We start from the raw sequence: 22,993 nt of genomic DNA, 5'->3' as shown, positions 1-22,993 counted from the left end.
CTCTTTGTCTGCGGTCAGAGCGCCTCGGCCACCAGCGGCCCCAGCTGCTCCAGCACCGCCGGGTCGAGCAGCTCCGAGTGCCCGCAGGCGAGCCCGACCGCCGTCAGCCGGCCGTCCACAAGGGACCGCCACCCGTCCGACGCCGTCCCCGTGAAGCCGGGCTCCGGCACGGTCGCGTCGACGAAGAGCACGTCCGCGGCGAGGACGCCGGGACGCGCGCCGGCCATCATCCGGTCGCTGTCGAGGTAGTTCTCCACGACCCGGGCGATCTGCTCGTCGGTGAGGGCGGCCACGCCACCGCCGGCGGCCCGCACGAACCACACCGCGTCCCGCACCGTCGGCACCGAGGTGGCCGGCACGTCGTAGCCCAGCTCCTGCAGCAGCGCGGCGATCGCGGCCGGCCCGTCCCACTCCCCCTCGACGGCCGGCAGCGTGACGCGCGAGTCGAGCATGCCGACGAACGTCACCGACCGGCCGGCCGCGACGAGCAGCCGGGCGACGGCGTGCGCGACGGCGCCGCCGAACGACCAGCCGAGCAGCCGCACCGGGCCGTCCGGCGCGTGCTCGAGCACCCGGCCGGCGAGCTCCGCGGCGAGCTCGTCCAGTGTGGACGGCAGGCCGGTGGTCCGGCTCAGGCGCGGCGACTGCAGCCCGATGAGCGGCACGTCCGCCGGCAGGTGCCGCTTCAGCCCCGCGAACTGCCAGACGAGACCGCTCGCCGGAGGCAGGCAGAACAGCGGCGGCCGCCCGGCGCCGGGGTGCAGCGTGACGACCGGCGCGAGGGCGTCACCGGGTGGCAGGTCGCCGGCCAACCGGCGGGCGAGGCCCTCCACGGTCGGCGCCGTGAACAGGTCGGCGACCGGCACGTCGGCACCGAGCTCGCGGCGGACGGCCGCGGCGAGCCTGACGAGCAGCAGCGAGTGCGCGCCGAGGGCGAAGAAGTCGTCGGTGACGCCGACCCGCGCCACCCCGAGCACCTCGCCGACGAGCGCGCACAGCCGCGCCTCGGTCCTGCTGCGCGGGCGGTCCGCCGTGGTGGTGGCGGTGAAGTCGGGCGCGGGCAGCGCCACCCGGTCGACCTTGCCGTTGGGTGTCTGCGGTACCGCGTCCAGCACCACGAACGCGGCCGGCACCATGTACGCGGGCAGCCGCTCGGCCAGGTGCCGCCCCAGGTCGCCGGGGTCGGTGCCGTCGGTGGTCACGTACCCGACGAGCCGGTCGTCGCGGGCGACGACGACCGCACGGGTCACCGCCGGTTGCGCGGCGAGGGCGGCCTCGATCTCGCCGAGCTCGATGCGGTGCCCGCGGACCTTCACCTGGAAGTCGGTGCGGCCGAGGAACTCGAGGTCGCCGCCGGGCAGCCACCGGACGAGGTCGCCGGTGCGGTACAGGCGGGCCCCGCCGGCGGCGGCGACGAACCGGGAGGCGGTCAGCGCCGCGCGGCCTAGGTAGCCGCGGGTCACCTGCGCGCCGCCGAGGTACAGCTCACCGGCGACGCCCGGCGGCACCGGCCGAAGGGCGGCGTCCAGGACGTGCGCGGTCGTGCCTGGCAGCGGCCCGCCGATGGTGGGCCGGCCCTCCCCGACGGCGGACACGGTCGCCCACACGGTGACCTCGGTCGGCCCGTACAGGTTCGTGACCGAACGGGTCCGCCGGCGCAGCTGGTCCGCCAGGGACGGCGGCAGCGCCTCGCCGCCGACGAGGGCCCGCACGCCGGTGAGGTCCACATCGGACGCCTCCAGCAGCGCCGCCCACAGCGACGGCGTCGCCTGCATGACGGTCGCCGCCGCCGCGAGCGGCGCGAGCAGGGCAGGGTCGCGGACCTCCTCGCCCGACGCCAGCACGATGCAGCCGCCGGTGCGCAGCGGCTGCATCAGCTCCAGGACGGAGATGTCGAACGACAGGGTGGTGACGGCGAGCAGCCGGTCCTCGGCCGTCATCGGCACCGCCGAGTCCATCGCGGCGAGGAACGCGTCGAGGTCGCGGTGGGTGACCACGACACCCTTCGGCCGGCCGGTCGACCCCGAGGTGTAGATGACGTACGCCGCGTTCCCGGGCTCCGCGTGCGGCAGGCCCGCGGGCTCCGCCGGGGGCAGCGCGGTGTCCGGGGTCAGCACCACGACGGGTTCCGCGTCCTGCACCATGTACGCGAGGCGCTCGGCCGGGAACGCCGGGTCCAGCGGCAGGTACGCCGCGCCGGCCTTGTGCACGGCGAGCAGCGCGACGACCAGGTCCGCGGTGCGCGGCAGCGAGATCCCGACCAGCCGCTCAGGCCCGGCACCCCGCGCGGCCAGCGCCGCGGCGAGCCGGTCGGAGGCCGCGTCGAGCTCGGCGTAGCTCCACGTACGGCCGCCGCTGACGAGCGCGTCGGTGTGGGGGGCACGGGCGGCGTGGCCGCGGAACGCCGCGACCCACGAGCCCGTCGGCGGCAGCGGCCCGCCGTCCCGCCACGCGGCCAGGTCGGTCTCGTCGTCCGCCGCGAGGAGCGCCGCGTCTCGGACGGGCGCGTCGGGATGCGCGGCAAGGTCGGTGAGGAGCCCGACGAGGCGCGAGGTCAGCCGCGACGCGGTGGCTGCGGTGAAGCGGGCCGTGTCGTATTCGACGGTGACGGCGACGGTCTCCCCCGCGTCGACGAAGGTGACGTTGACGTCGACCTTCGGATCGGCGGCGAACTCCGGCTCCGGGCCGAGCGGCAGCCCGAGGACGGTGCCGCCGGCGACGGAGTCGGCGGGCCGGTGGTGGTAGCCGATCATCACCTGGAACAGCGGGTTGCGGCCGGCCGCCCGCGGCGGGTTGACGGCCTCGACGACCTGCTGGAACGGCAGCTCCGCGTGCTCGAACGCGGCGAGGTCGGCGGCGCGGACCCGCCGCAGCAGCTGCGTGAACGTCGGCGCGCCGGTCAGGTCGGTGCGCAGCACGACGGTGTTGACGAAGAACCCGACGAGGTCGGCGAGCGCCGGGTCGCCACGGCCGGACGTGGGCGTGCCGATCGGCACGTCCTCCCCGGCGCCGAGCCGGGACAGCAGGACCGCGAGGCCGGCGTGCAGGGCCATGAACAGGCTGGACTGCTGTTCCCCGGCGATGACGCGCAGCCGGGCGACGAGGGCGGCGGGCAGCGTCGCGCCGACCTGCCCGGCGGGGCCGGGTGCGGTCCGCGGTAGCGCGCCGGGCAGCGGGATCTCCTCCGGCAGGCCGCGCAGCTGCCGCAGCCAGAACCGGCGGGCGGTGGCGTGGCCGCTGGCCTGGTCCAGGGGGTCGCCGAGCAGGTCGGCCTGCCAGGCGGCGTAGTCGGCGTACTGCACCGGCAGCGGCGTCCACTGTGGAGCCCGGCCGGCCAGGCGGGCCGTGTAGGCGGTGGTCAGGTCGCGCAGCAGCGGCTGGTCGGACCACTCGTCCATCGCGATGTGGTGCAGGACCAGGGCGAGGAGCGTGTCGCCGCCGGGCTCGGCGACGACCGCGGCCCGGATCGGCGCCTCGGCCGCCAGGTCGAACGGGGCTGACAGGGCCGCGTCGAGCCGGTCGTGCACCGGGACGTCGACGGCCTCGAGCACGTGCTGCCCGTCGAGGGTCACCAGGGTCCGCAGCACCTCGTGCCGGGCGGTGACGTCCGCGAGGGCGGCCCGCAGCACCGCGACGTCGACGCCGCCCCGCAGCCGCATGACCAGGGGGTAGTTGTACGCGGTCGAGGCGGGGTCGAGGTGGTGCAGCAGGAGGAGCCGCTCCTGGGCCGGCGACAGCGGGATCCGTTCGGGGCGCGGGCGCCGGGTCAGCGCCGGACGGGCGGTGGCGCCGGCCGACGTGAGCCGCAGCGCGAGCCGTTCGGGGGTGGGCGCGTCGAAGAGCGCCCGCAGCGGCAGGTCCGCGGCGAGCTCGGCGCGCAGCCGGCCGAGGAGGCGCATCGCGATGAGCGAGTGGCCGCCGCGGTCGAAGAAGTCGTCCTCGACGCTGTAGCCGTCGATGCCGAGCACCTCGCCGAAGACGGTGCACAGCAGGCGTTCGGTGTCGGTGGCGGCGGCGCGCCCGGCGGTGGCGACGGGCCGCGGCTCGGGCAGCGCGGCCGCGTCGAGCTTGCCGTTGACGGTCAGCGGCAGCGCGGGAACGACGGCGTACGCGGCGGGGACCATGTAGGCGGGCATCGTCGCCTTCAGCGCCGCGTGCAGCGCCGCCACGTCCAGACCGTCCGGAGTGGACACGACGTACGCGACGAGGCGCTTGCCCCCCGATCCGTCGGCGACCGCGAGGACGGCGGCCTGCCGCACGCCGGGCTGCGCGGCGATCGCCGCCTGCACCTCGCCCAGCTCGATCCGGTAGCCGCGGATCTTCACCTGGTCGTCGGTGCGGCCGAGGAAGTCCAGCAGCCCGTCGGTGCGGAGCCGGACGAGGTCGCCGGTGCGGTACATGCGGCCGCCGGCCACGAACGGGTCGGCGACGAACCGGTCGGCGGTGAGCGCGGGCCGGTTGAGGTAGCCGCGGGCGAGGCCGGCGCCGGTGATGTACAGCTCGCCGGGGACGCCGGGCGGCACGGGGCGCAGCCAGCCGTCCAGCACGTAACCGCGGGTGTTCCAGATGGGGGTGCCCACGGTGGACGTCGCGCTGTCGGTGGTGCCGCCGCCGAGGGTGTTGATGGTGTACTCGGTGGGCCCGTACAGGTTGTAGCCGAGCACCCCGTCGGTGTCGCGGAGCGTCGCCCACAGCCCTTCGGGGACGTGCTCGCCGCCGAGCAGGACCAGCGCCGGCCGGTGCGGCCCGTCGAGGAGGCCCGCGTCGAGCAGGTGCTGGGCGTAGGTCGGGGTGACGTTGACGACGTCGACGCGGTGCCGGGCGCAGTACCCGGCGAGGGCGACGGCGTCGCGGCGCAGGTGCTCGTCGCACACGTGCACGTGGTGGCCCTCGACGAGCCACAGCAGCTCCTCCCACGACATGTCGAAGGAGAACGACACGGTGTGGGCGATGGTGAGGGTGCGGCCGCCGTGCGCGGCGATCGTCGGGGCGAAGATGGCCTGCCGGTGGTTCTGCTGCATGTTCGTCAGCCCCAGGTACGGGGTGACGACGCCCTTCGGCCGCCCGGTCGAGCCGGACGTGTAGATGACGTACGCGGGGTGGTGCAGGCGGCCGGGGGTGCCGGGCGCGAACGCGCCGAGCTCCGCGCCGGTGAGCGGGGCGCCGGACTCGCCGGACAGGTCCAGCTCGTCGAGGCGGACACCGTCGAGGCGGCCGGCGGTCAGGACCAGCGACGGGCGGGCGTCGTCGAGCATCACCCGCAGCCGCTCGTCGGGGTGGTCGAGCTCCAGCGGCAGGTAGGCGGAGCCGGTGCGCAGCACGGCGAACAGCGCGACGACCATGTCGATCGACCGGGGCAGCGCGAGCGCGACCACGCGTTCCGGGCCGGCGCCGAGGCGCAGCAGGTGCCGGGCGAGCCGGTTGACGCGGGCGTCGAGGTCGGCGTACGTGACGGTGGTCGCGCCGGACGTGAGCGCGGGCGCGTCCGGGGTGCGCGCCGCCTGCGCCGCCATCAGCTCGGCGATCGTCTCCGGCAGGATCTCCCCCTGGACGCCTTCCAGCACGGCCGGGTCCGCGACGGGCAGCGCGGCGACCGGCCCGGTGACGTCGCCGGCGAGCGCCAGCAGGACCCGCTGCAGCCGGTCGAGCAGCGCGTCGGCGTCCCCGGGCGGGACGACGTCGGCGCGGAACTCGAGGCGGATCCGCAGCCGCCTCCCGGGCGTGGCGACCCAGGTGAGCGGGTAGTGGGTGGCGTCGACCGCGGTGACGCCGACGATCCCGTGCTCGGTCTCCAGGTCGGTGAACGTGTCGTCGTCGAGGAAGTTCTGCAGCACGTACAGGCTGTCGAAGAGCGTCGAGCGGCCGGCGGCCCGCTGGATCTCGCCGAGGCCGAGGTACTCGTGCGGCATCAGGTCGATCCGGTCGGCCTGCACGCGGCGCAGCACGTCGCGGGCCGCCTCGCCGGGGGTCAGGGTGACCCGGGCGGGGACGGTGTTGAGGAAGACGCCGACGACCTCGTCGATGCCGTCGAGCTCGGTCGGGCGGCCGGCGACCGTGGTACCGAAGACGGCCTCGTTGCGGCCGGCGGCGTGGGCGAGGACGACGCCGAGCGCGGTGCTGAGCACGGCGTTGAGCGTGACGCCCTCCGCGCGGGCCTGCGCGGTGAGGCGGGCCGTCTGCTCCTCGGTGAGCTGCCGGGCGATGCTGGTCGCGAGGACCGGCCGGGTGCCGGCGGCGGCCGGGTAGAGCACGGTCGGCTCGTCGAGGCCCCGCAGCGCATCCGCCCACGCCTTCGCGGAGGCATCGGCGTCCTGGGCGGCGACCCAGTCGAGGTAGTCGGTGAACCGGCCGGCCGGCGGCGCCGGGGTCTGCCCGGCGTAGTGGGCGAACAGGTCCCGCAGCACGAGCTCGCGGGACCAGCCGTCCCACAGCAGCAGGTGGTAGGTGAACAGCAGCCGGTCGGTGCCGTCGGGCCGGCGCACGATCGTGAGCCTCACCAGGGGCGGCGCGGTCAGGTCGAACGGCCGGGTCCGGTCCTCGGCCATGACGGCCTCGAGGTCGCCGGTGGCCTCCACGACCCCGACCTCGCCGCGCAGGGCGGCGCCGAGGACGCCGACGGGCCGGGTGCCCGACACGGTGAAGCCGAGCCGGATCGCCGGGTGCCGCTCCAGGACGCGGGTCCAGGCGGCGGCGAGGCGGTCGCGGTCGAGGCGGCCGGTGAAGTCGAACGCGTTCTGCGCGATGTAGACGTCGGCGTCGCCGGCGAGGCCCGCCTGCACGTACAGGCCCTCCTGCAGCGGCGACAGCGGCCACACCTCCTCCGTGGGCGCGCCCAGCTCCCGCAGCACGCCGGCCCAGTGCGCGGCGAGGCCGGGGATGTCCAGGCCCTCGTCGGCGTAGGTGAGCACGGCCCGCAGCTCCGGGCCGTCCGGCGTGGTGCGGACGGCGACGTTGACCTCCAGCAGGTACGGCGTGCCGAGGTCCGGGTCGGACGCGGTCCGCAGCGCGTCCGCCTCCGGGGCGGTGTCCCAGTCCGCGTCGGACGGCGCGGCGAACCGGCCGAGGTAGTTGAACAGCACCTGCGGCGTGCCGAGCCGCGCGAGCGCCGGGGCGGTGCGGGCGTTGGCGTAGCGCAGCAGCCCGAACCCGAGCCCGTTGTCCGGCGCGGCCGTCACCAGCCGGCGCGCCTCCGCCACTGCCTGGTGCGCGTCCGGTACGGCCGGCAGGCGCACGGGTGCGATCGCCGTGAACCAGCCGACGGTCCGCGACAGGTCGGTGCCGTCGAGCTCCTCCCGGCCGTGCCGCTCCAGGTCGACGGTGAGCGGCGCGGACGGGTCGCCGCCGCGCGCGGACCGCCAGCGGGCGACCGCCGCCGCCAGCGTCGCGACCAGCGCGGTGGTGACGTCGGCGCCGGCCGCGCCGAGCAGCGGCCCGGTGACGTCCGGCGGGAGGACGAGGTCGTGGTCGCGGGTCTGGCCGGCCGTGAGCCCGATGGTGTGCTTCGCGGGGTCGAGCTCGCCGCCGGGGGCGAGGGTCGCGGCCCAGTGCTCGAACTCGCCGAGCCGCGCCGCCTGGCCGGCCTGCTCCTGCAGCAGCCGGGCGTACGCGCGCAGCGAGGTGCCCGTCACCGGGCCGGCGGCGAGGCCGTCGCGGAGGTCCTCGGTGAGGATCCGCCAGGACACGCCGTCGACGACGAGGTGGTGGGCGACGAGCAGCAGCCGGCCGCGCTCCCCCGGCCCGCGGTCGAACCAGACGGCCTGCAGGACCTCGCCGGCGTCGGGGTCGAGCCGGCCGGTGGCCGCGTCGGACTCGACCCCGACCAGCTCGCGGAGCGCGGCGTCGGCGAGCCCGGCCGCACCGACCCGCCGGACGTCCACGGTGGACACCGCGGCGGACGGGCGGGCCTCCAGGGACCACAGCATCGGCGAGGGGCGGTGCAGCTGGAGGCGCAGCGCGTCGTGCCGGCGCACCAGGCCGTCGACGAGCGCGGTGACGTCCTCGTGGGTGAGCCCGGCGGGCGTGACGAGCAGGTCGGCCTGGTTGTGCCGGTGGATGCGGCCGCCCAGCTCGGCGAGGCGCTGCACGATCGGCAGCAGCGGCACCTCGCCGACCCCGTCGCCCGCGGCGGCCGCCGTCACCGGCGCCGCCTGCTCAGTGGTGGCGGCCGGCGCCAGCTGCGCGGCGAGGGCGGCGGCGGTGCGGTGGACGAACACGTCGCGCGGGCTGATGGACAGGCCGGCGCGGCGGGCCCGGTTCGCCAGCTGGATGGCGATGATGCTGTCGCCGCCGACGGTGAAGAAGTCCTCGTCGGCGCCGACCTCGGTCAGCCCGACAACCTCCGCGACGAGCGTGCGCAGCAGCCGCTGGGTGTCGGACTCGCCGGCGGCGACCTCGACCGGTGCAGCCCGCTCGCCGGTCGGCGCGGGCAGCGCGGCCCGGTCGAGCTTGCCGTTGACGGTGAGCGGCAGTGCGGGCAGCCGCACATACGCCGCCGGCACCATGTAGGACGGCAGCCGCTGCGCCAGCGAGGCCCGCACGAGCTCGGTGTCCACGGTGGAGGAGCCGACGAGGTAGGCGACGAGCCGCCCGTCGTGCAGGTTGACGGCGGTGTTCGTGACGCCGTCGACGTCGAGGATCGCCGCCTCGATCTCGCCGAGCTCGACGCGGTGGCCGCGGACCTTCACCTGCTGGTCGGAGCGCCCGGCGTAGACCAGGTCGCCGGAGGCGGTCCGGATCGCGAGGTCGCCGCTGCGGTACAGCCGTCCGGGGCCGAACGGGTTGGCGACGAACCGGGACGCGGTCAGGCCGGGCCGGTCGAGGTAGCCGCGGGCGAGCTGGTCGCCGGCGACGTACAGCTCGCCGGTCACGCCGGGCGGGACGGGCCGCAGCCGGGCGTCCAGGACGTGGGCGCGCAGGCTCGGCAGCGGATCCCCGATGACGCTGCCGGCGGCCGCGTCGGCCCGGCTCAGCGCGCGGAACGTCACGTGCACCGTGGTCTCGGTGATGCCGTACATGTTGATCAGCCGCGGGGCGTCGTCGGCGTGCCGCTCGTACCACGGCCGCAACCGCGACGGGTCGAGCGCCTCGCCGCCGAAGACGACGTAGCGCAGCGCCAGGCCGGTCGTGTCCTCCGAGATGAGCGGGTAGAACGCCGACGGCGTCTGGTTGAGCACGGTGACGCGCTCGTCGCGCAGCAACGCGGCGAAGCGGCGCGGGTCGCGGGCGACGTCGCCGTCGACGACGACGAGCCGGCCGCCGTAGAGCAGGGCGCCCCACAGCTCCCAGACGGAGAAGTCGAACGCGTAGGAGTGGAACATCGTCCACACGTCGCCCGCGCCGAACGTGAACAGCTCCTCGGCGGCGGCGAACAGTGTGAGCACGTTGCGGTGGGTGACCGCGACGCCCTTCGGCCGCCCGGTCGAGCCGGACGTGTAGATGATGTACGCCGTGTTGTCCGGCGCGAGGCTCGTGCCGGTGACAGGGCCGGTGTCGTGGGCCGGCAGCGGCCCGTCGACGAGGACCGCCGGGACGTCGCCGCGCAGCTCGGCGGCGGTGGCCGCGTCGGTGAGCAGGCACACCGGTGCGGCGTCGGCGAGGATGTACGCGATGCGGCTCGCCGGCGCGCCCGTGTCGACGGGGACGTAGCAGCCGCCGGCGCGGACGACGGCCACCAGCGCGACGACCAGGTCGAGGCCGCGGGGCAGCGCGACCGCGACCCGCGACTCGGGCCGCACCCCGCGGGCGGTCAGCTCGCGGGCGAGGCGGTTGGCGCGGGCGTCGAGCTCGGCGTAGGTGAGGTGGTCGCCGCCGTGGCTGACCGCCACCGCCGCCGGGTCCACGGTGGAGCGCGGCTCGGCCAGCGTGCCGTCCACGCCTGCCCGCGGCCCGGCGAGCGTGCCGTCCACGGTGGAGCGCGGGACGGCCGACGTGCCGTCCACGCCTGCCCGCGCGGGTGGTGCGGCGATCGGCTGGTCGAGGCCGGTGACGAAGCCGCGCAGGATCTCCTCGACCAGGGCTAGGAGCTCCGCGGCCCGGGCGGCGCCGACGAGCGCGACGTCGTACTTGACCTCCAGGGTCAGCTCGTCGCCGGGGAACGCGACCAGGGCGAGGGGGTAGTGCGGCGAGTCGGTGCCGGTGAATCCGTCGACCCGCAGCGGCGAGTCCACGCCCGCCCGGACCGCCGGGAAGTTCTCCACGACGACCATCGAGTCGAACAGCTCCCGGACGCCGGCGAGCCGGGCCAGCTCGGCGAGGCCGACGTGCTGCGCGTCGAGCACCTCGGTCTGCAGGTCCTGCAGCCGGGTCAGGACCGCGCCCAGGGTCTCGCCGGGCCGCCACGACAGCGGCAGCGGCAGCGTGTTGATGAGCAGCCCGACGACCGTCTCCACGCCGGGCAGCTCGCCGCCGCGGCCGGAGACGGTCGAGCCGAACACGACCCGGTCCCGGCCGAGGAGCCGGCCGAGGAGCAGCCCCCACGCGGCGTGCACGGCGGTGCTGAGCGTGACGCCGTGCGCGCGGACCGCGGCGGACAGGGCCGCGGTGTCTTCGGTGGACAGTGCGCTGTGGACGCTGTCGTGCGCGGCGACGGGGCTGCCCGACGGGTACAGCAGCGACGGCGCGACCCCGTCGAGGGCGCGGGCCCAGACGGCGCGGGCCGCGTCCCGGTCCCGGGCGGCGACGGCCTCCACGTGGTCGCGGAACGTGGTCGCGGGCGCCGGGAGGTCCGCGCCGGTCTCGTAGGCGGCGACGATGTCGCTGAACACCAGCGGGTAGGACCAGCCGTCGGCGAGGACGTGGTGCATCGTCTCGACGAGCCGGTGGTCGGTGTCGCCGAGCGAGACCAGGGCGTAGCGCAGCGCGGGCGGCCGGGCCAGGTCGAACGGCCGGGCCAGCTCTTCCGCGCAGACCAACGCGAGGTCGCCGCCGGCGACGACCCGCCACGGCACCTCGACCGACGGCGCGACCGCCTGGACGATCCGGCCGTCGCGCAGCTCGCGGAAGCCCGCGCGCAGGGCGGCGTGCCGGCGGACGGTCGCCTCGACCGCGGCCCGCAGCCGCGCCGGGTCGACCGGGCCCGTCAGCCGGGCGACCTGCTGCACCACGTAGGTGTCGGCGCCGGGCTCGGCCATGGCCTGGTGCACGTACATGCCCTCCTGCAGCGGCAGCAGCGGCAGGACGTCCTCGAAGCCGGCGAGGTCGTCGACGTCCTCCTGCGTGAGCCGCACCAGGGGGAAGTCCGACGGGGTGTGGCCGAAGGCCTCGCAGCGGCCGAGGGCGGCGAGCGCGGCGAGCCAGCGGTCCGCGAGCCCGGCCACGTCGGCCTCGGTGAAGAGCCCCGACGGGTAGGACAGCGCCGCGGTGAACGTGGTGCCGCCGGGGCCGTCGGCGGCGAACGCGTTGACCTCCAGGGTCATCGCCGGGTTCGCCGGGTCGACGCCTTCGCGCAGCGGCCCGGTCGGCGCCCAGTCGCCGGCGGACCCGGCCGGGAACCGGCCGAGGTAGTTGAACAGGATCTGCGGCACGGGGCCGGTCAGCTCCTGCCGCAGGTGGCGCAGGACGCCGTGGCCGAGCCCCTTGCCGGGCACGGCCCGCAGCTGCTCCTTGACCGCGCGGGCGGCGCCGGCGAGGGCGGGCCCGGCGGCGAGGACCCCGTCCCACGTGACGGCGCCGGGGTCGAGCCGCACCGGGTGGATGGCGGTGAACCAGCCGACGGTGCGGGACAGGTCGACGTCGGCGTCGTAGACGTCGCCCTCCCGGCCGTGGCCTTCGAGGCTGACCAGGACCGCCGAGCCGGCACGCGTCGGCCGCCAGGCGCCGACGGCGAGGGCGAACGCGGTGAGCAGGGCGTCGTTGACCGTGCCGTACATGGCGGCCGGCACCCGGGACAGGAAGCTGTCGGCGGCCGGCAGGGTCACGGTGACCGTCCGCACCGTCGCGCCGGTGTCGGCGGCGGGGTCGAGCGGGCGGGAGCCCAGCAGCGGGTCGGGGGTCGCGAGGACGTCCCGCCAGTGGCCGAGCTCGGCCTGGAACCGGTCGCCGCGCGCGGCGGTGAGCCGGGACCAGCCGCGGAACGACGCCGGCACCGGGTCGAGGGCCACTGGCCGGCCGGCGGCCACGTCCTGCCAGGCGCGGGCCAGGTCGGCGCCGACGATCCGCCACGACACGCCGTCGATGACGAGGTGGTGCGCGACCAGCAGCAGCTCCCGGGCCGCCGGTGACCAGACGGCCTGCAGCATGACGCCGCGGTGCGGGTCGAGGCGTGCGGCGGCGGCCTCGGCGTCGAGGTCGGCGCTCTCGGTCACCGGCACGGGCGGGCCGGCCGGCGGGACGGTGATCGTCCAGTCGCGGTCGACCACGGCGCGCAGCAGGTGGTGGGTGTCGGCGAGCGCGCGCAGGACGGCGTCGAGCGCCGGCCGGGTCAGCGCGGCCGGGGTCCGGAACGTCATCGCCTGGTAGAACCCGGTCAGCGGGGTCGCCGCCGCGCGGGTCTCGGCGAGCATCGGCGTCAGCGCGACGACACCGACCGCGTCGTCGGCGGCGGCAGCGGCGACCTCCGTGGTGGCGGGCAGGCCGGCGACGACCGCCTGGACGGTGCGGCGGCGGAAGATGTCGCGCGGGGTGACGGGCAGGCCCTCGCGGCGGGCCCGGCCGGCGACCGCGATCGAGGAGATGCTGTCCCCGCCGGCGACGAAGAAGTCCTCGTCGACGCCGACGGCGGGCAGGCCGAGCACGTCGGCGTAGATCGCGCACAGCACGCGTTCGCGGTCGTTGCGCGGGCCCCGCACGGCACCGGCGGCGGCGCCGGGCGCGGTCGGTTCGGGCAGGGCGGCGACGTCGAGCTTGCCGTTGACGGTCAGCGGCAGGGACGGCACGACGCCGTACAGGGACGGCACCATGTAGGACGGCAGGCGCTCCGCCAGGGCCGCCCGCACGGCGCTCGCGAGGTCGGTGTCGTCGCCCGCCGGCACCAGGTAGGCGGCGAGCTTCTTGAGGCCCGGCACCGACGCGTCGGCGCGGGCCACGACGGCCGCCTGGCGGACCCGCGGCAGCGCCGCGACGGCGGCCTCGACCTCGCCGAGCTCCACCCGGTAGCCGCGGATCTTCACCTGGTCGTCGCTGCGGCCGAGGAAGTCGAGGTTCCCGTCGGGGCGCTCGCGGACGAGGTCGCCGGTGCGGTACATGCGGCCACCGGCGGCGAACGGGTCGGCGACGAACCGGGCGGCGCTCAGCCCGCCGGCGTTGAGGTAGCCGCGGGCGAGGCCGGCGCCGGCGATGTACAGCTCGCCGATGGTGCCCGGCACGACGGGCCGCAGGAACGCGTCGAGGACGTAGCCGCGGGTGTTCCAGATGGGACGGCCGACCGTCGGCGTCGCGCTGTCCTCGGTGCCCGCGCCGAGGGTGTTGATCGTGTACTCGGTGGGCCCGTACAGGTTGTAGCCGGTCGGGCCGTCCGTGGTGCGCAGCCGCGACCAGACGGCGTCGGAGACGGCCTCGCCGCCGAGCAGGACCAGGCACGGCGGGTGCCCGGCCGGGTCGAGCAGCCCCTCGTCGAAGAGGTGGTGGGCGTAGGTGGGGGTCACGTTGATGACGTCGACCCGCTGCGCCTGGCAGTAGGCGACGAGCGCGACCGCGTCGCGGCGCAGCTCCTCGTCGCAGACGTGCACCTCGTGGCCCTCGACGAGCCACAGCAGCTCCTCCCACGACATGTCGAAGGAGAACGACACGGTGTGGGCGATCCGCAGCCGGTCGCGGCCGGCGGCCCGGGCCCGGGCGACCGCCGGGGCGAAGATCTCGGCGCGGTGGTTGAGCTGCATGTTGGTGAGGCCGCGGTACGGGGTGACGACCCCCTTCGGCTTGCCCGTCGAGCCGGACGTGTAGATGACGTAGGCGGGCCGGTCGAGGCGGTGCGGGTCGCCGGTCGCCGGCGGCGGGTCCGACGGGAACGCGGCCGCGTCGGCGGGGCTGACGACGGCGCCGTCGTGCCGGGCCGCGACGGGCGTGCCGGGCAGCGCGACGAGCAGCGCCGGGCGGGCGTCGAGGAGGATCTCGGCGAGCCGGTCGACGGGGTGGTCGAGCTCCAGCGGCAGGTATGCCGCGCCCGCCCGCAGCACGGCGAACAGCGCGACGACCATGTCGATGCCGCGGGGCAGGGCGAGTGCGACGATCCGCTCCGGCCCGGCACCCCGGTCGAGCAGCAGCCGCGCGGTCTGGTTCACGCGGGCGTCGAGCTGCGCGTAGGTGAGGGTCTCGCCGGCGGCGACGAGCGCGGTGTCGGCGGGGCAGGCCGCGGCCCGCTCGGCGAGCATGTCGGCGATGGTGGCGTCGACGATCGGGTGCTCGGTGGACCGCCACGCCGCCCGCAGCCCGTCCGCCTCGCCGGGCGACATCAGGTCGAGGGCGCCGACGCGGACGTCGAGCCCGCCGGCCAGGGTCGTGAGGAGCCGGACGAGCCGGTCGGCGAGGGCGGCGGCCCGCGCCCCGGTGAACACGTCGGGGCGGTACTCGAGCTTCAGCCGCAGGGTCGCGCCCGGGGTCAGCACCCAGGTGAGCGGGTAGTGGGTGGTGTCGGTGTACCCGACGCCGGCGATGCCCTGCTCGCGTTCCAGGTCGGCGAACGTGTCGTCGGCGAGGAAGTTCTGCAGCACGTACAGGGAGTCGAAGAGCTGCTCGTGGCCGGCGGCCCGCTGGATCTCGCCGAGGCCCAGGTATTCGTGCGGCCCGAGGTCGAGCCGGTCGGCCTGGGCGCGGCGGGCGAGGTCGAGCACGGTCGCGCCGGCGGCCGCGGTGACCCGCGCCGGCACGGTGTTGAGGAACAGGCCGACGACCTGGTCGATGCCGGGCAGCTCGGTCGGGCGGCCGGCGACGGTGGTGCCGAGCACGACGTCGGCGCGGCCGGTCTCGTAGCCGATGACGAGGCCGAGCGCGGCGGTGAGCAGCGAGTTGAGGGTGACGCCGCCGCGCCGGGCCTGCTCGGTGAGGCGGGCGGTGACGTCGGCGGGCAGCACGGCGTGGACCCGCTCCGACAGCATCGGCGCGCGCCCGGCGGCCTCCGGCGCGACCAGGGTCGCCTCGGTGACCCCGGCGAGGGCGTTGCGCCACGCGGCGCCGGACCCGGCCGTGTCGCGGGTGGTGAGCCAGCGCAGGTAGTCGGTGAACGACGCCGTGGGCGCCGCGGGGGTGCGGCCCGCGTAGAGGGCGAACAGGTCCCGCAGGACCAGCTCCCGGGACCAGCCGTCCCACAGCAGGAAGTGGCTGGTCAGCAGCAGCGCGTCGCGGCCGCCGGGGCGGCGGGCGACGGTGAGGCGCACCAGCGGCGGGGCCGCGAGGTCGAACGGCTCGGTCTGGTCCCGGTCGACCAGCGCGGCGAACGCGGCGTCGTCTGGGGTGTCCACAACGGACACCACGGCCGGCACCGTCTCCGCGGGCGCGATGACCTGGACGGGGGTGGGGACGCCCTCGCCGACGAACGCGGCCCGCAGCGTGGGGTGCCGGCGCAGCAGCGCGCCGAACGCGGCCGTCATCGCGTCGACCTCGACGCGCCGGTCGAGCTCGAACACGTTCTGCGCGATGTAGGTGTTGGCGGTCTGGTCGAACGTCGCCTGGTAGTACACGCCGAGCTGCAGCGGCGACAGGTCCCACACCTCGGTGGCGGGCTGCGTCTGCTGCGACATCGCCTCCAGTGCGCGCCACCACCGCTCGGCCAGGCCCGCACCGTCCACCTCGGACACGTGCTGGAGCGTCGCCTCGACCCGGCCGTCGCCGGTGAGCGTGAGGTCGCACTGGATGGCGTACCGGGTGCCGAGCAGCGGGTCGGCGGACGCGGCGACCGGCAGCCTGGGCCAGCCGCCCGGGGCGCCGAACCCGGAGCTGCGGCTGAGGATCCGCGGCTCGGCGGCGCGTTCCAGGCCTTCGAGGGCGCGGCCGACCCTGGGGTTGCCGTGGCGCAGCAGGCCGAAGCCGACGCCGCCGTCGGGTGCGGCGCCGAGCGCGACGGCGGCGTGCACCAGCGCGGCCTCGGCGTCGGCGGCCGCCGCCACGCGGACGGGCACGACCGCGGCGCACAGGCCGGCGGTGCGGGTGAGGTCCTCGCCGGCGCCGACCCGCACCAGGTGGCGGGCGGCGCGCTCGACCTCGACGACGAGGTCGGCGGGTTCCTGGACGGCGACGCGGAGGGCGGCGACCGCGGCGAGCTCCGGCGCGGCGGCCAGCTTCGCGGCGAGGGTCCCTTCGAAGACCCGGGTGTGCCGGCTCGTGGTTCCCGGCGCGGCGCCGTGGAAACCGGGCGCGACATCAGCGGCGGGGCGGAGCACGTCCTGCCAGTGCGCGAACTCGGCGACCCGGGCCGGGCGGCCCGCGTCCTCCTGCGCGGCGCGGGCGTGGGCGCGCAGCGGCGTGCCGACCGGCGCCGGCTGCGGGGTGCGCCCGTCGGCGATGGCGGCGCACGCGGCGGCGAGGTCGTCCGCGACCAGGGTCAGGGTCACGTCGTCGGCGGCGAGGGGGTGCCCGGCGAGCAGCACCCGCCCGGCCGCGCCGGCACCGGCGTCGAGCCACACGACCGTGAGCGGGGCCGCCGGGTCGAGGGCGGCGAGCGCCCGGTCCACGGCGCCCGCCTCGAGGTGCGCGCGGCGCAGCACGGTGCGGGCCTCGACGGTGCCGGGGGCGGTCAGCTCCAGGGTGAGGAACAGGCCGGACTCCCGGGTGATCCGCAGGCGCAGCCCGTCGTGGTGGTCGAGGACGGCCTGCAGGGCGCGCTCGAGCACGGGCCCGGTGAGTCCAGGCGGCGCCTCGAACAGCGCGACCCGGGCGGGCGCGCCGTCGGGGACGTCGGTGAGCCGCTCCACGGCGGGCAGCAACGGCAGCGGGCCGACCGCCTCCGGGTCCGCCTGCGCCACCGCGGTGCCGGGGGTCGCGGCGGACAGGTGCGCGTCGAGGGCGCCCGGGGTCCTGTGGTCGAAGATGTCGCGGGTGGTGAGCACGATCCCGTCCTGCGCGAGGCGGTTGATGACGCGGATGGCGGCGATGCTGTCGCCGCCGAGGGCGAAGAAGTCGTCGCCGGGCCCGGCCTCGGTGCCGAGCACGGCGGTGTAGCAGGCGCTGATCCGCGCCGCCCGCGGCGAGCCGCCGCCCTGCGCGCCCCGCTGGCGCGGCACCACCGGCGACGGCAGCGCGGCGCGGTCGCGCTTGCCGTTGGGCAGCAGCGGGATCGCGTCCAGGACGGTGACGGTCGCGGGGACCAGGTGCGCGGGCAGCTCGGCGCGCAGCGCGTCGCGGACGGCGGCCGGGTCGACGCCGGCGCCGGCGACGTATGCGGCGAGGGCGCTGCCGCGGACGGCGGCCGCCGCGCCGGTGACGCCGGGGTGGCGGGTGAGGGCCGCCTCGACCTCGGCGAGCTCCACTCGGAACCCGTTGATCTTCACCTGGTCGTCGGCGCGGCCGAGGAACTCGATCCGTCCGGCGGCGTCGCGGCGGCCGAGGTCGCCGGTGCGGTACAGCCGGTCCCCCGGCGCGCCGAACGGGTCGGCGACGAACCGGCCGGCGGTGATGCCGGGCCGGCCGAGGTAGCCGCGGGCGTTCTGCACGCCACCGACGTAGATCTCGCCGGCGGCGCCGTCGGGCACCAGGGTCAGCGCCGCGTCGAGCAGGTGCACCCGCACGCCGGGGACGTCGGTGCCGAGCGGGACGGGCCGGTCCGCGGCGGTGACGACGGCGGTGAGGACGTCACCGGCGACCTCGGACGAGCCGTACGAGTTGACGATCTCGGCGCCGGGCGACGCGGCCGTGAGTGCCCGGACGACGGACGGGGTGAGCGCCTCGCCGCTGGTGATCCAGCGGCGCAGCCCGCGGACGCGGGACGGGGCGCTGTCGGCGAGGGCCGCGGCGAGGCTCGGCACGGCCAGCAGTTGCGTCGCGCCGCTGCGCTCGACGAGGCGGCCGAGGGCGGCGCCGTCGGCGGCGGTGGCGTCGTCGGCGAGGACGACGGTCGCGCCGGCGACGAGCCCGCCGAGCAGCTCGGTGGTGCCGTCGACGAAGCTCAGCGAGCTCTTCGCGATCCGCACCCGCCCGGACCGCAGGCCCCAGGCGTCCCGGGCCCAGGCGAGCCGGTTGGCCAGCGCCGCGTGGGTGCCGACGACCGCCTTCGGCACGCCGGTCGAGCCCGACGTGAACAGCACGGTGGCGGCGTCGGCGCCGGTGAGCCCGCGCACCTGCAGGTGGCCGGTGGCCCCGTCGACCGCCGCGCCGATCCGCAGCACCGGCAGCCCGTGCCCGCCGGATGCCGCGTCGTCGGTGAGGACGCAGACGGGTGCCGCCTCGCGGAGCATCAGCTCGATGCGGGCCGCCGGGTACGCCGGATCCACGGGCAGCACGGCCGCGCCGGCCCGCAGGACGCCCAGCACCGCGACGGGCAGGTCCACGGAGCGGGCGGCGGCGACCGCGACCAGGTCGCCGCGGCGCACCCCGGCGGCGGCGAGGGCGTGCGCGAGCCGGCCGGAGCGCCGGTCGAGCTCCGCGTAGGTCAGCTCCCGGTCCCCGCAGACGACAGCCGTGCCGCCGGGGTAGGTCAGGAGGTCCAGCACGGTCCCGTCATGCACCGTGGGCAGCGCGGGAGCGGCGGCGCGGGTCGCGAGCGGCGCGGCGCAGGTGCCGTCCAGGGCGGCCAGCAGCGTCTCGTACATGCCGAGCAGCCGCCGTGCCGTGGCGGTGTCGACGTGCCGCCGGTCGTGGGTGACGGTGACGGTGAACGGGTCGCCGGGGCGCACCATGAGGGTGACCGGGTAGTGCGGCGCCTCGACGACGTCGATGCCGGTGACCCGCAGGTCCCCACCCGCGACCTCGATGTCCGGGTAGTTCTCGACGACGACGAGGGTGTCGAAGAGCTCCCCGGTGCCGAGCCGGCGCTGCAGCTCGGTCAGCGGCGCGTGCTCGTGCTCCATGGTCTCGCGCTGGTCGGCGGCGAACCGGCCGACGGCGGCGGCGAGCGGCTCGCCGGGCGCCCACCGCACCCGCGCCGGGACGGTGTTGATGAGCAGGCCGGCGATGCGTTCGATGCCGGGCACGGCCAGGCTCCGGCCGGCGACCGTCGAGCCGAACGTGACGTCGGCCCGCCCGGTGAGCCGGCCGAGCAGCACGCCCCAGACGCCGCCGACCACGTTGCCGACGGTGAGGCCGTGCGCGGTCGCGAACCCGCGCACCGACGCGGCGAGCGCGGCCGGCAGCTCGCGGGTGACGCGGCCGTGCCCGTCGGCGCCGTCGCCGGTGGGTGGCAGCGCGGCGAGGAGCCGGGTCGGCTCGGTCACCCCGTCAAGGAGCCGGTCCCAGACCGCCAGGTCGGGCGCCTGTCCATCCAGCGCCGCCAGGAAGTCGCGGAACGGCACCGGCGGTGGGAGCGGCGCGCCGGCGTACAGGGCGAGCAGGTCGTTGAACATCACCGGCACCGACCAGCCGTCGGCGACGATGTGGTGGATCGTGTGGATGAGCACGTGCCGGTCGGCGGCGAGGCGGGCCAGGGTGAACCGCATCGCGGGCGGCTCGGCGAGGTCGAACGGCCGGGACCGGTCCACGGCCGCGATCCCGTCGAGTTCACGGCCGTCCCGCGGGTCGGTGACCTCGACGGTCCGCCACGGCGCGGCGGTGCCGCCGGCGTGCACGGCGACGACGTCACCGGCGGCGGTGGGGCGGAACGCGGCGGCGAGGTTCGGGTGCCGGTCCAGGAGCCGGTCCGCGGCGGCACGCAGCCGGTCGGCGTCGAGGGGGCCGGTGAGCTCGACCCGCTGCTGCACCACGTACGGGTCGGCGCCGGTGGTGTACGTGGCGTGGAAGTACAGCCCGGCCTGCAGCGGCGACAGCGGCAGCACGTCCCGCAGCGCGCCGGTGTCGAAGCGGTCCACATCGGACTGGTCCAGCGTGAGCAGGAGGAAGTCCGACGGCGTGTGCCCGGCGACGCGGGGGTCGGCGGCGATCGCGTCGAGCAGCCCGGCCCAGTGGCCGGCGAGCGCCTCCACGTCGGTCCGGTCGAGGACCCCGGCGGGCCAGCTGAACGTCGCGGACAGCACCGGCCCGTCGGCCGTGTCGAGGGTGACCGCGTTGAGCTCCAGGACGCGGGGCAGCGGCATCCGCGGGTCGCGGTCCTCGTCCACGGTGGACACCTGCGTCCAGGGGCGGCCGTCGCCGGCGCCGAACCGGCCGAGGTAGTGCACGAGCACTTGCGGCGCCGCGGCGAGGTCCGCCCGGCCGGCGAGGTGGTGCAGCACGCCGTGGCTGAGGCCCTGCGACGGCACCGCCCGCAGCTGGTCCTTGACGGCCTTCACCGCCGCGCCGAGGTCGGTGCCGTCGCCGGGGTCGACCACGGCCGGGTAGAGGGTGGTGAACCAGCCGAAGGTCCGGGACAGGTCGAGGTCGCCGGCTGGGCCCTCAAGCAGGTACTCCTGCCGGCCGTGCCCCTCCAGCTCCAGCAGCACCGGCCCGGCCGCGCCGCGGCGGCGGTGCACGGCGAGGGCGGCGGCGGTGACGAGCGCGTCGTCGACACCGCCGTGGATCGCGGCGGGGACGGCGCCGAGCAGCCGCGCGGTGGTGGCGGTGGACAGGCTGACGGTCAGCCGTTCCTCGGTGGCGACGAGGTCGCGGGCCGGGTCGAGCGGGCGGCGGCCCAGCGGCGGGTCGGCGACGGCGGCGGCGCGCTGCCAGTACGCGACGTCGGCGGCGAACCTCCCGTCGCGGGCGGCGCCGTGCAGGGCGGTGGCCCACTGCCGCAGCGACGTGGCGGCGGGCTCCAGCGCGAAGGTGCCGCCGTCCCACATGGCGCCGAGGTCCTCGGCGAGGACCCGCAGGGAGACGCCGTCGACGACGATGTGGTGCACGGCCACGAGCAGGTGCCCGGCCTGCTCGTCCCAGGTGAAGGCGGCCATGACACCGCGGCGGGGGTCGAGCCGGGCGACGGTCTCCGCCAGGGTGCCGGCCGGCGCCACCGCGGGCACGGCGGCGGGGTCGAACGGCGCGACGGTGAGGCCGCCGGCGTCGTCGACGCGGGCCCGCAGCGCGTCGTGGGCGGCGAGCAGCGCCGCCACCATCTGCTGGAGGTTATCGAAGGTGAGGCCGGGCGGGGTGTGCAGCCTGACCGCCTGGTAGAAGCCGTCGAGGGCGGGCCCGTGCTCGCGCAGCCACGCGACGATCGGGGTGTCAGGGACGGCGCCGGCGCGCTCCACCGTGGACGGCGCCGCGGCGGCGGCGACCGACGTGACGGCGGCGACGCCCGCCGGGGTGCGGTGGGTGAGCAGGTCGCGGGGGCGCAGCGCGATCCCGGCGCGGCGGGCCTCGCGGACCACGCCGATGGCGACGATGCTGTCCCCGCCGAGGGCGAAGAAGTCGTCGTCCGCGGCGACGGGCACGCCGAGCACGGCGGCGAAGACGTCGCACAGCGCCCGCTCCATGGCGGTCTCCGGCGCCCGTCCGCCGCCGCTGCCCGGCAGGGCCGGCGCGGGCAGCGCGGCCCGGTCGACCTTGCCGTTGGCGTTGACCGGCAGCGCGTCCAGCGGCACGATCACGCTCGGCACCGCGTGCTCGGGCAGCCGCTCGGAGCACCAGGCGAGCAGGTCCGCGCCCGCCGTGGAGGCCGGGGCGATGACGTAGCCGACGAGGTGCGCGGCGCCGGCCGCGTTGCGCCGCACGGTGACGGCCGCGTGCCGGACCGACGGGTGCGCGGCGAGGACCGCCTCGACCTCCTCCAGCTCCAGCCGCATGCCGCGGATCTTCACCTGGTTGTCGGCGCGGCCGACGAACTCCAGGGTGCCGTCCGGGGTCCAGCGGGCCAGGTCGCCGGTCCGGTAGAGGCGGCTGCCCACGCCGAAGGGGTTGGCGACGAACCGTGCCGCGGTCATGGCCGGCGCGTTGACGTACCCGCGGCCGAGCAGGAACCCGGCCGCGTACAGCTCGCCGGTCTCGCCGGGCGGCAGCGGCGTGAGCGTGTCGTCCAGGACGTAGAGCTGGGTGTGCGGGTTGGGCCGGCCGATGGAGGTGGCGATGCGTTCGGCGGCGTCGCGGTAGATGACGTGGGAGACGCCGATCGTCGCCTCGGCGGGGCCGTAGCCGTGGTACAGGGTGGTGCCGAGCTGGTTGCGGAACCGGTCGAACAGCTCCGGGGTGAGCACCTCCCCGCCGCACCAGACGTGCTTGAGGCCCGACAGGCGGCCGTGCCCCCGATCCATCTCCAGCAGCACGTCCAGCATGGACGAGACGAGGTACACGAACGTGACCTTCTCCGCCGCGATGAGGTCGAGCAGGTACTGCGGGTCGCGTTCGCCGCCGGGCTCGGCGACGACGACGGTGCCGCCGGACACCAGCGGCAGCAGGATCTCGTTGACGGAGATGTCGAAGGCGAGCGGCGCCTTGAACAGGCTCGCGTCGCCGGGCCCGAACAGCAGGATCTCCTCGATCTGCCAGCGCAGCCGTTCGCAGATCGCCTCGTGCCGGATCATCGCACCCTTCGGCCGGCCCGTCGAGCCGGAGGTGAAGATGACGTACGCGAGGCGGGCCGGCGCCAGGTCCAGGTCGAGCGGCTCCGGGGACTCGTCCGCGAACCCGGCCTCGAACGCGGCCGTGTCCAGGACGATGCGGGCGCCCGCGTCGGCGAGCACCTGCCGGCGCCGCTCCGCCGGCCAGGACGGGTCGACGGGCACGAACGCCCCGCCGGCGACCATGGCGGCGAGGACCCCGACGACCATCTCCGCGGAGCGTGGCACGGCGATGCCGACGACCTCCTCGTCGGCGAGCCCCCGCCGGCGCAGCGACCGGGCCAGCTGGAAGACCCGGGCGCCGAGCTCGGCGTAGCTGAGCCGGGTGCCGCCCGCGACGAGGGCGAGCGCCTCCGGGGTCCGCCGGACCTGGGCGGTGAACGCCGCGGCGACGGTGCTGCGGTGGCCGGGCTCCGTCGGGTCGTTCCAGTCGTCCAGCTGCCGCAGCACGTCCACTGTGGACACGGTTGTTCCTGCCTCTATGTGAT

At 76.7% G+C, this 22,993-nt stretch carries 1 protein-coding gene; it reads right to left on the bottom strand.

Annotated features, from left to right (window positions below):
• Window positions 1–14 precede the first annotated feature (14 nt).
• Window positions 15–22,970, bottom strand: a complete 22,956-nt coding sequence (locus ABD332_RS02105) for a non-ribosomal peptide synthase/polyketide synthase (RefSeq protein ID WP_344498883.1) — start codon at window positions 22,968–22,970, stop codon at window positions 15–17.
• Window positions 22,971–22,993: the final 23 nt, after the last annotated feature.

This window comes from Dactylosporangium maewongense (genome assembly GCF_039531485.1).
Classification (GTDB): domain Bacteria; phylum Actinomycetota; class Actinomycetes; order Mycobacteriales; family Micromonosporaceae; genus Dactylosporangium; species Dactylosporangium maewongense.
Note: the sequence above shows the minus strand (reverse complement) of the source record. Positions and strands in the feature narration are given on the sequence as shown.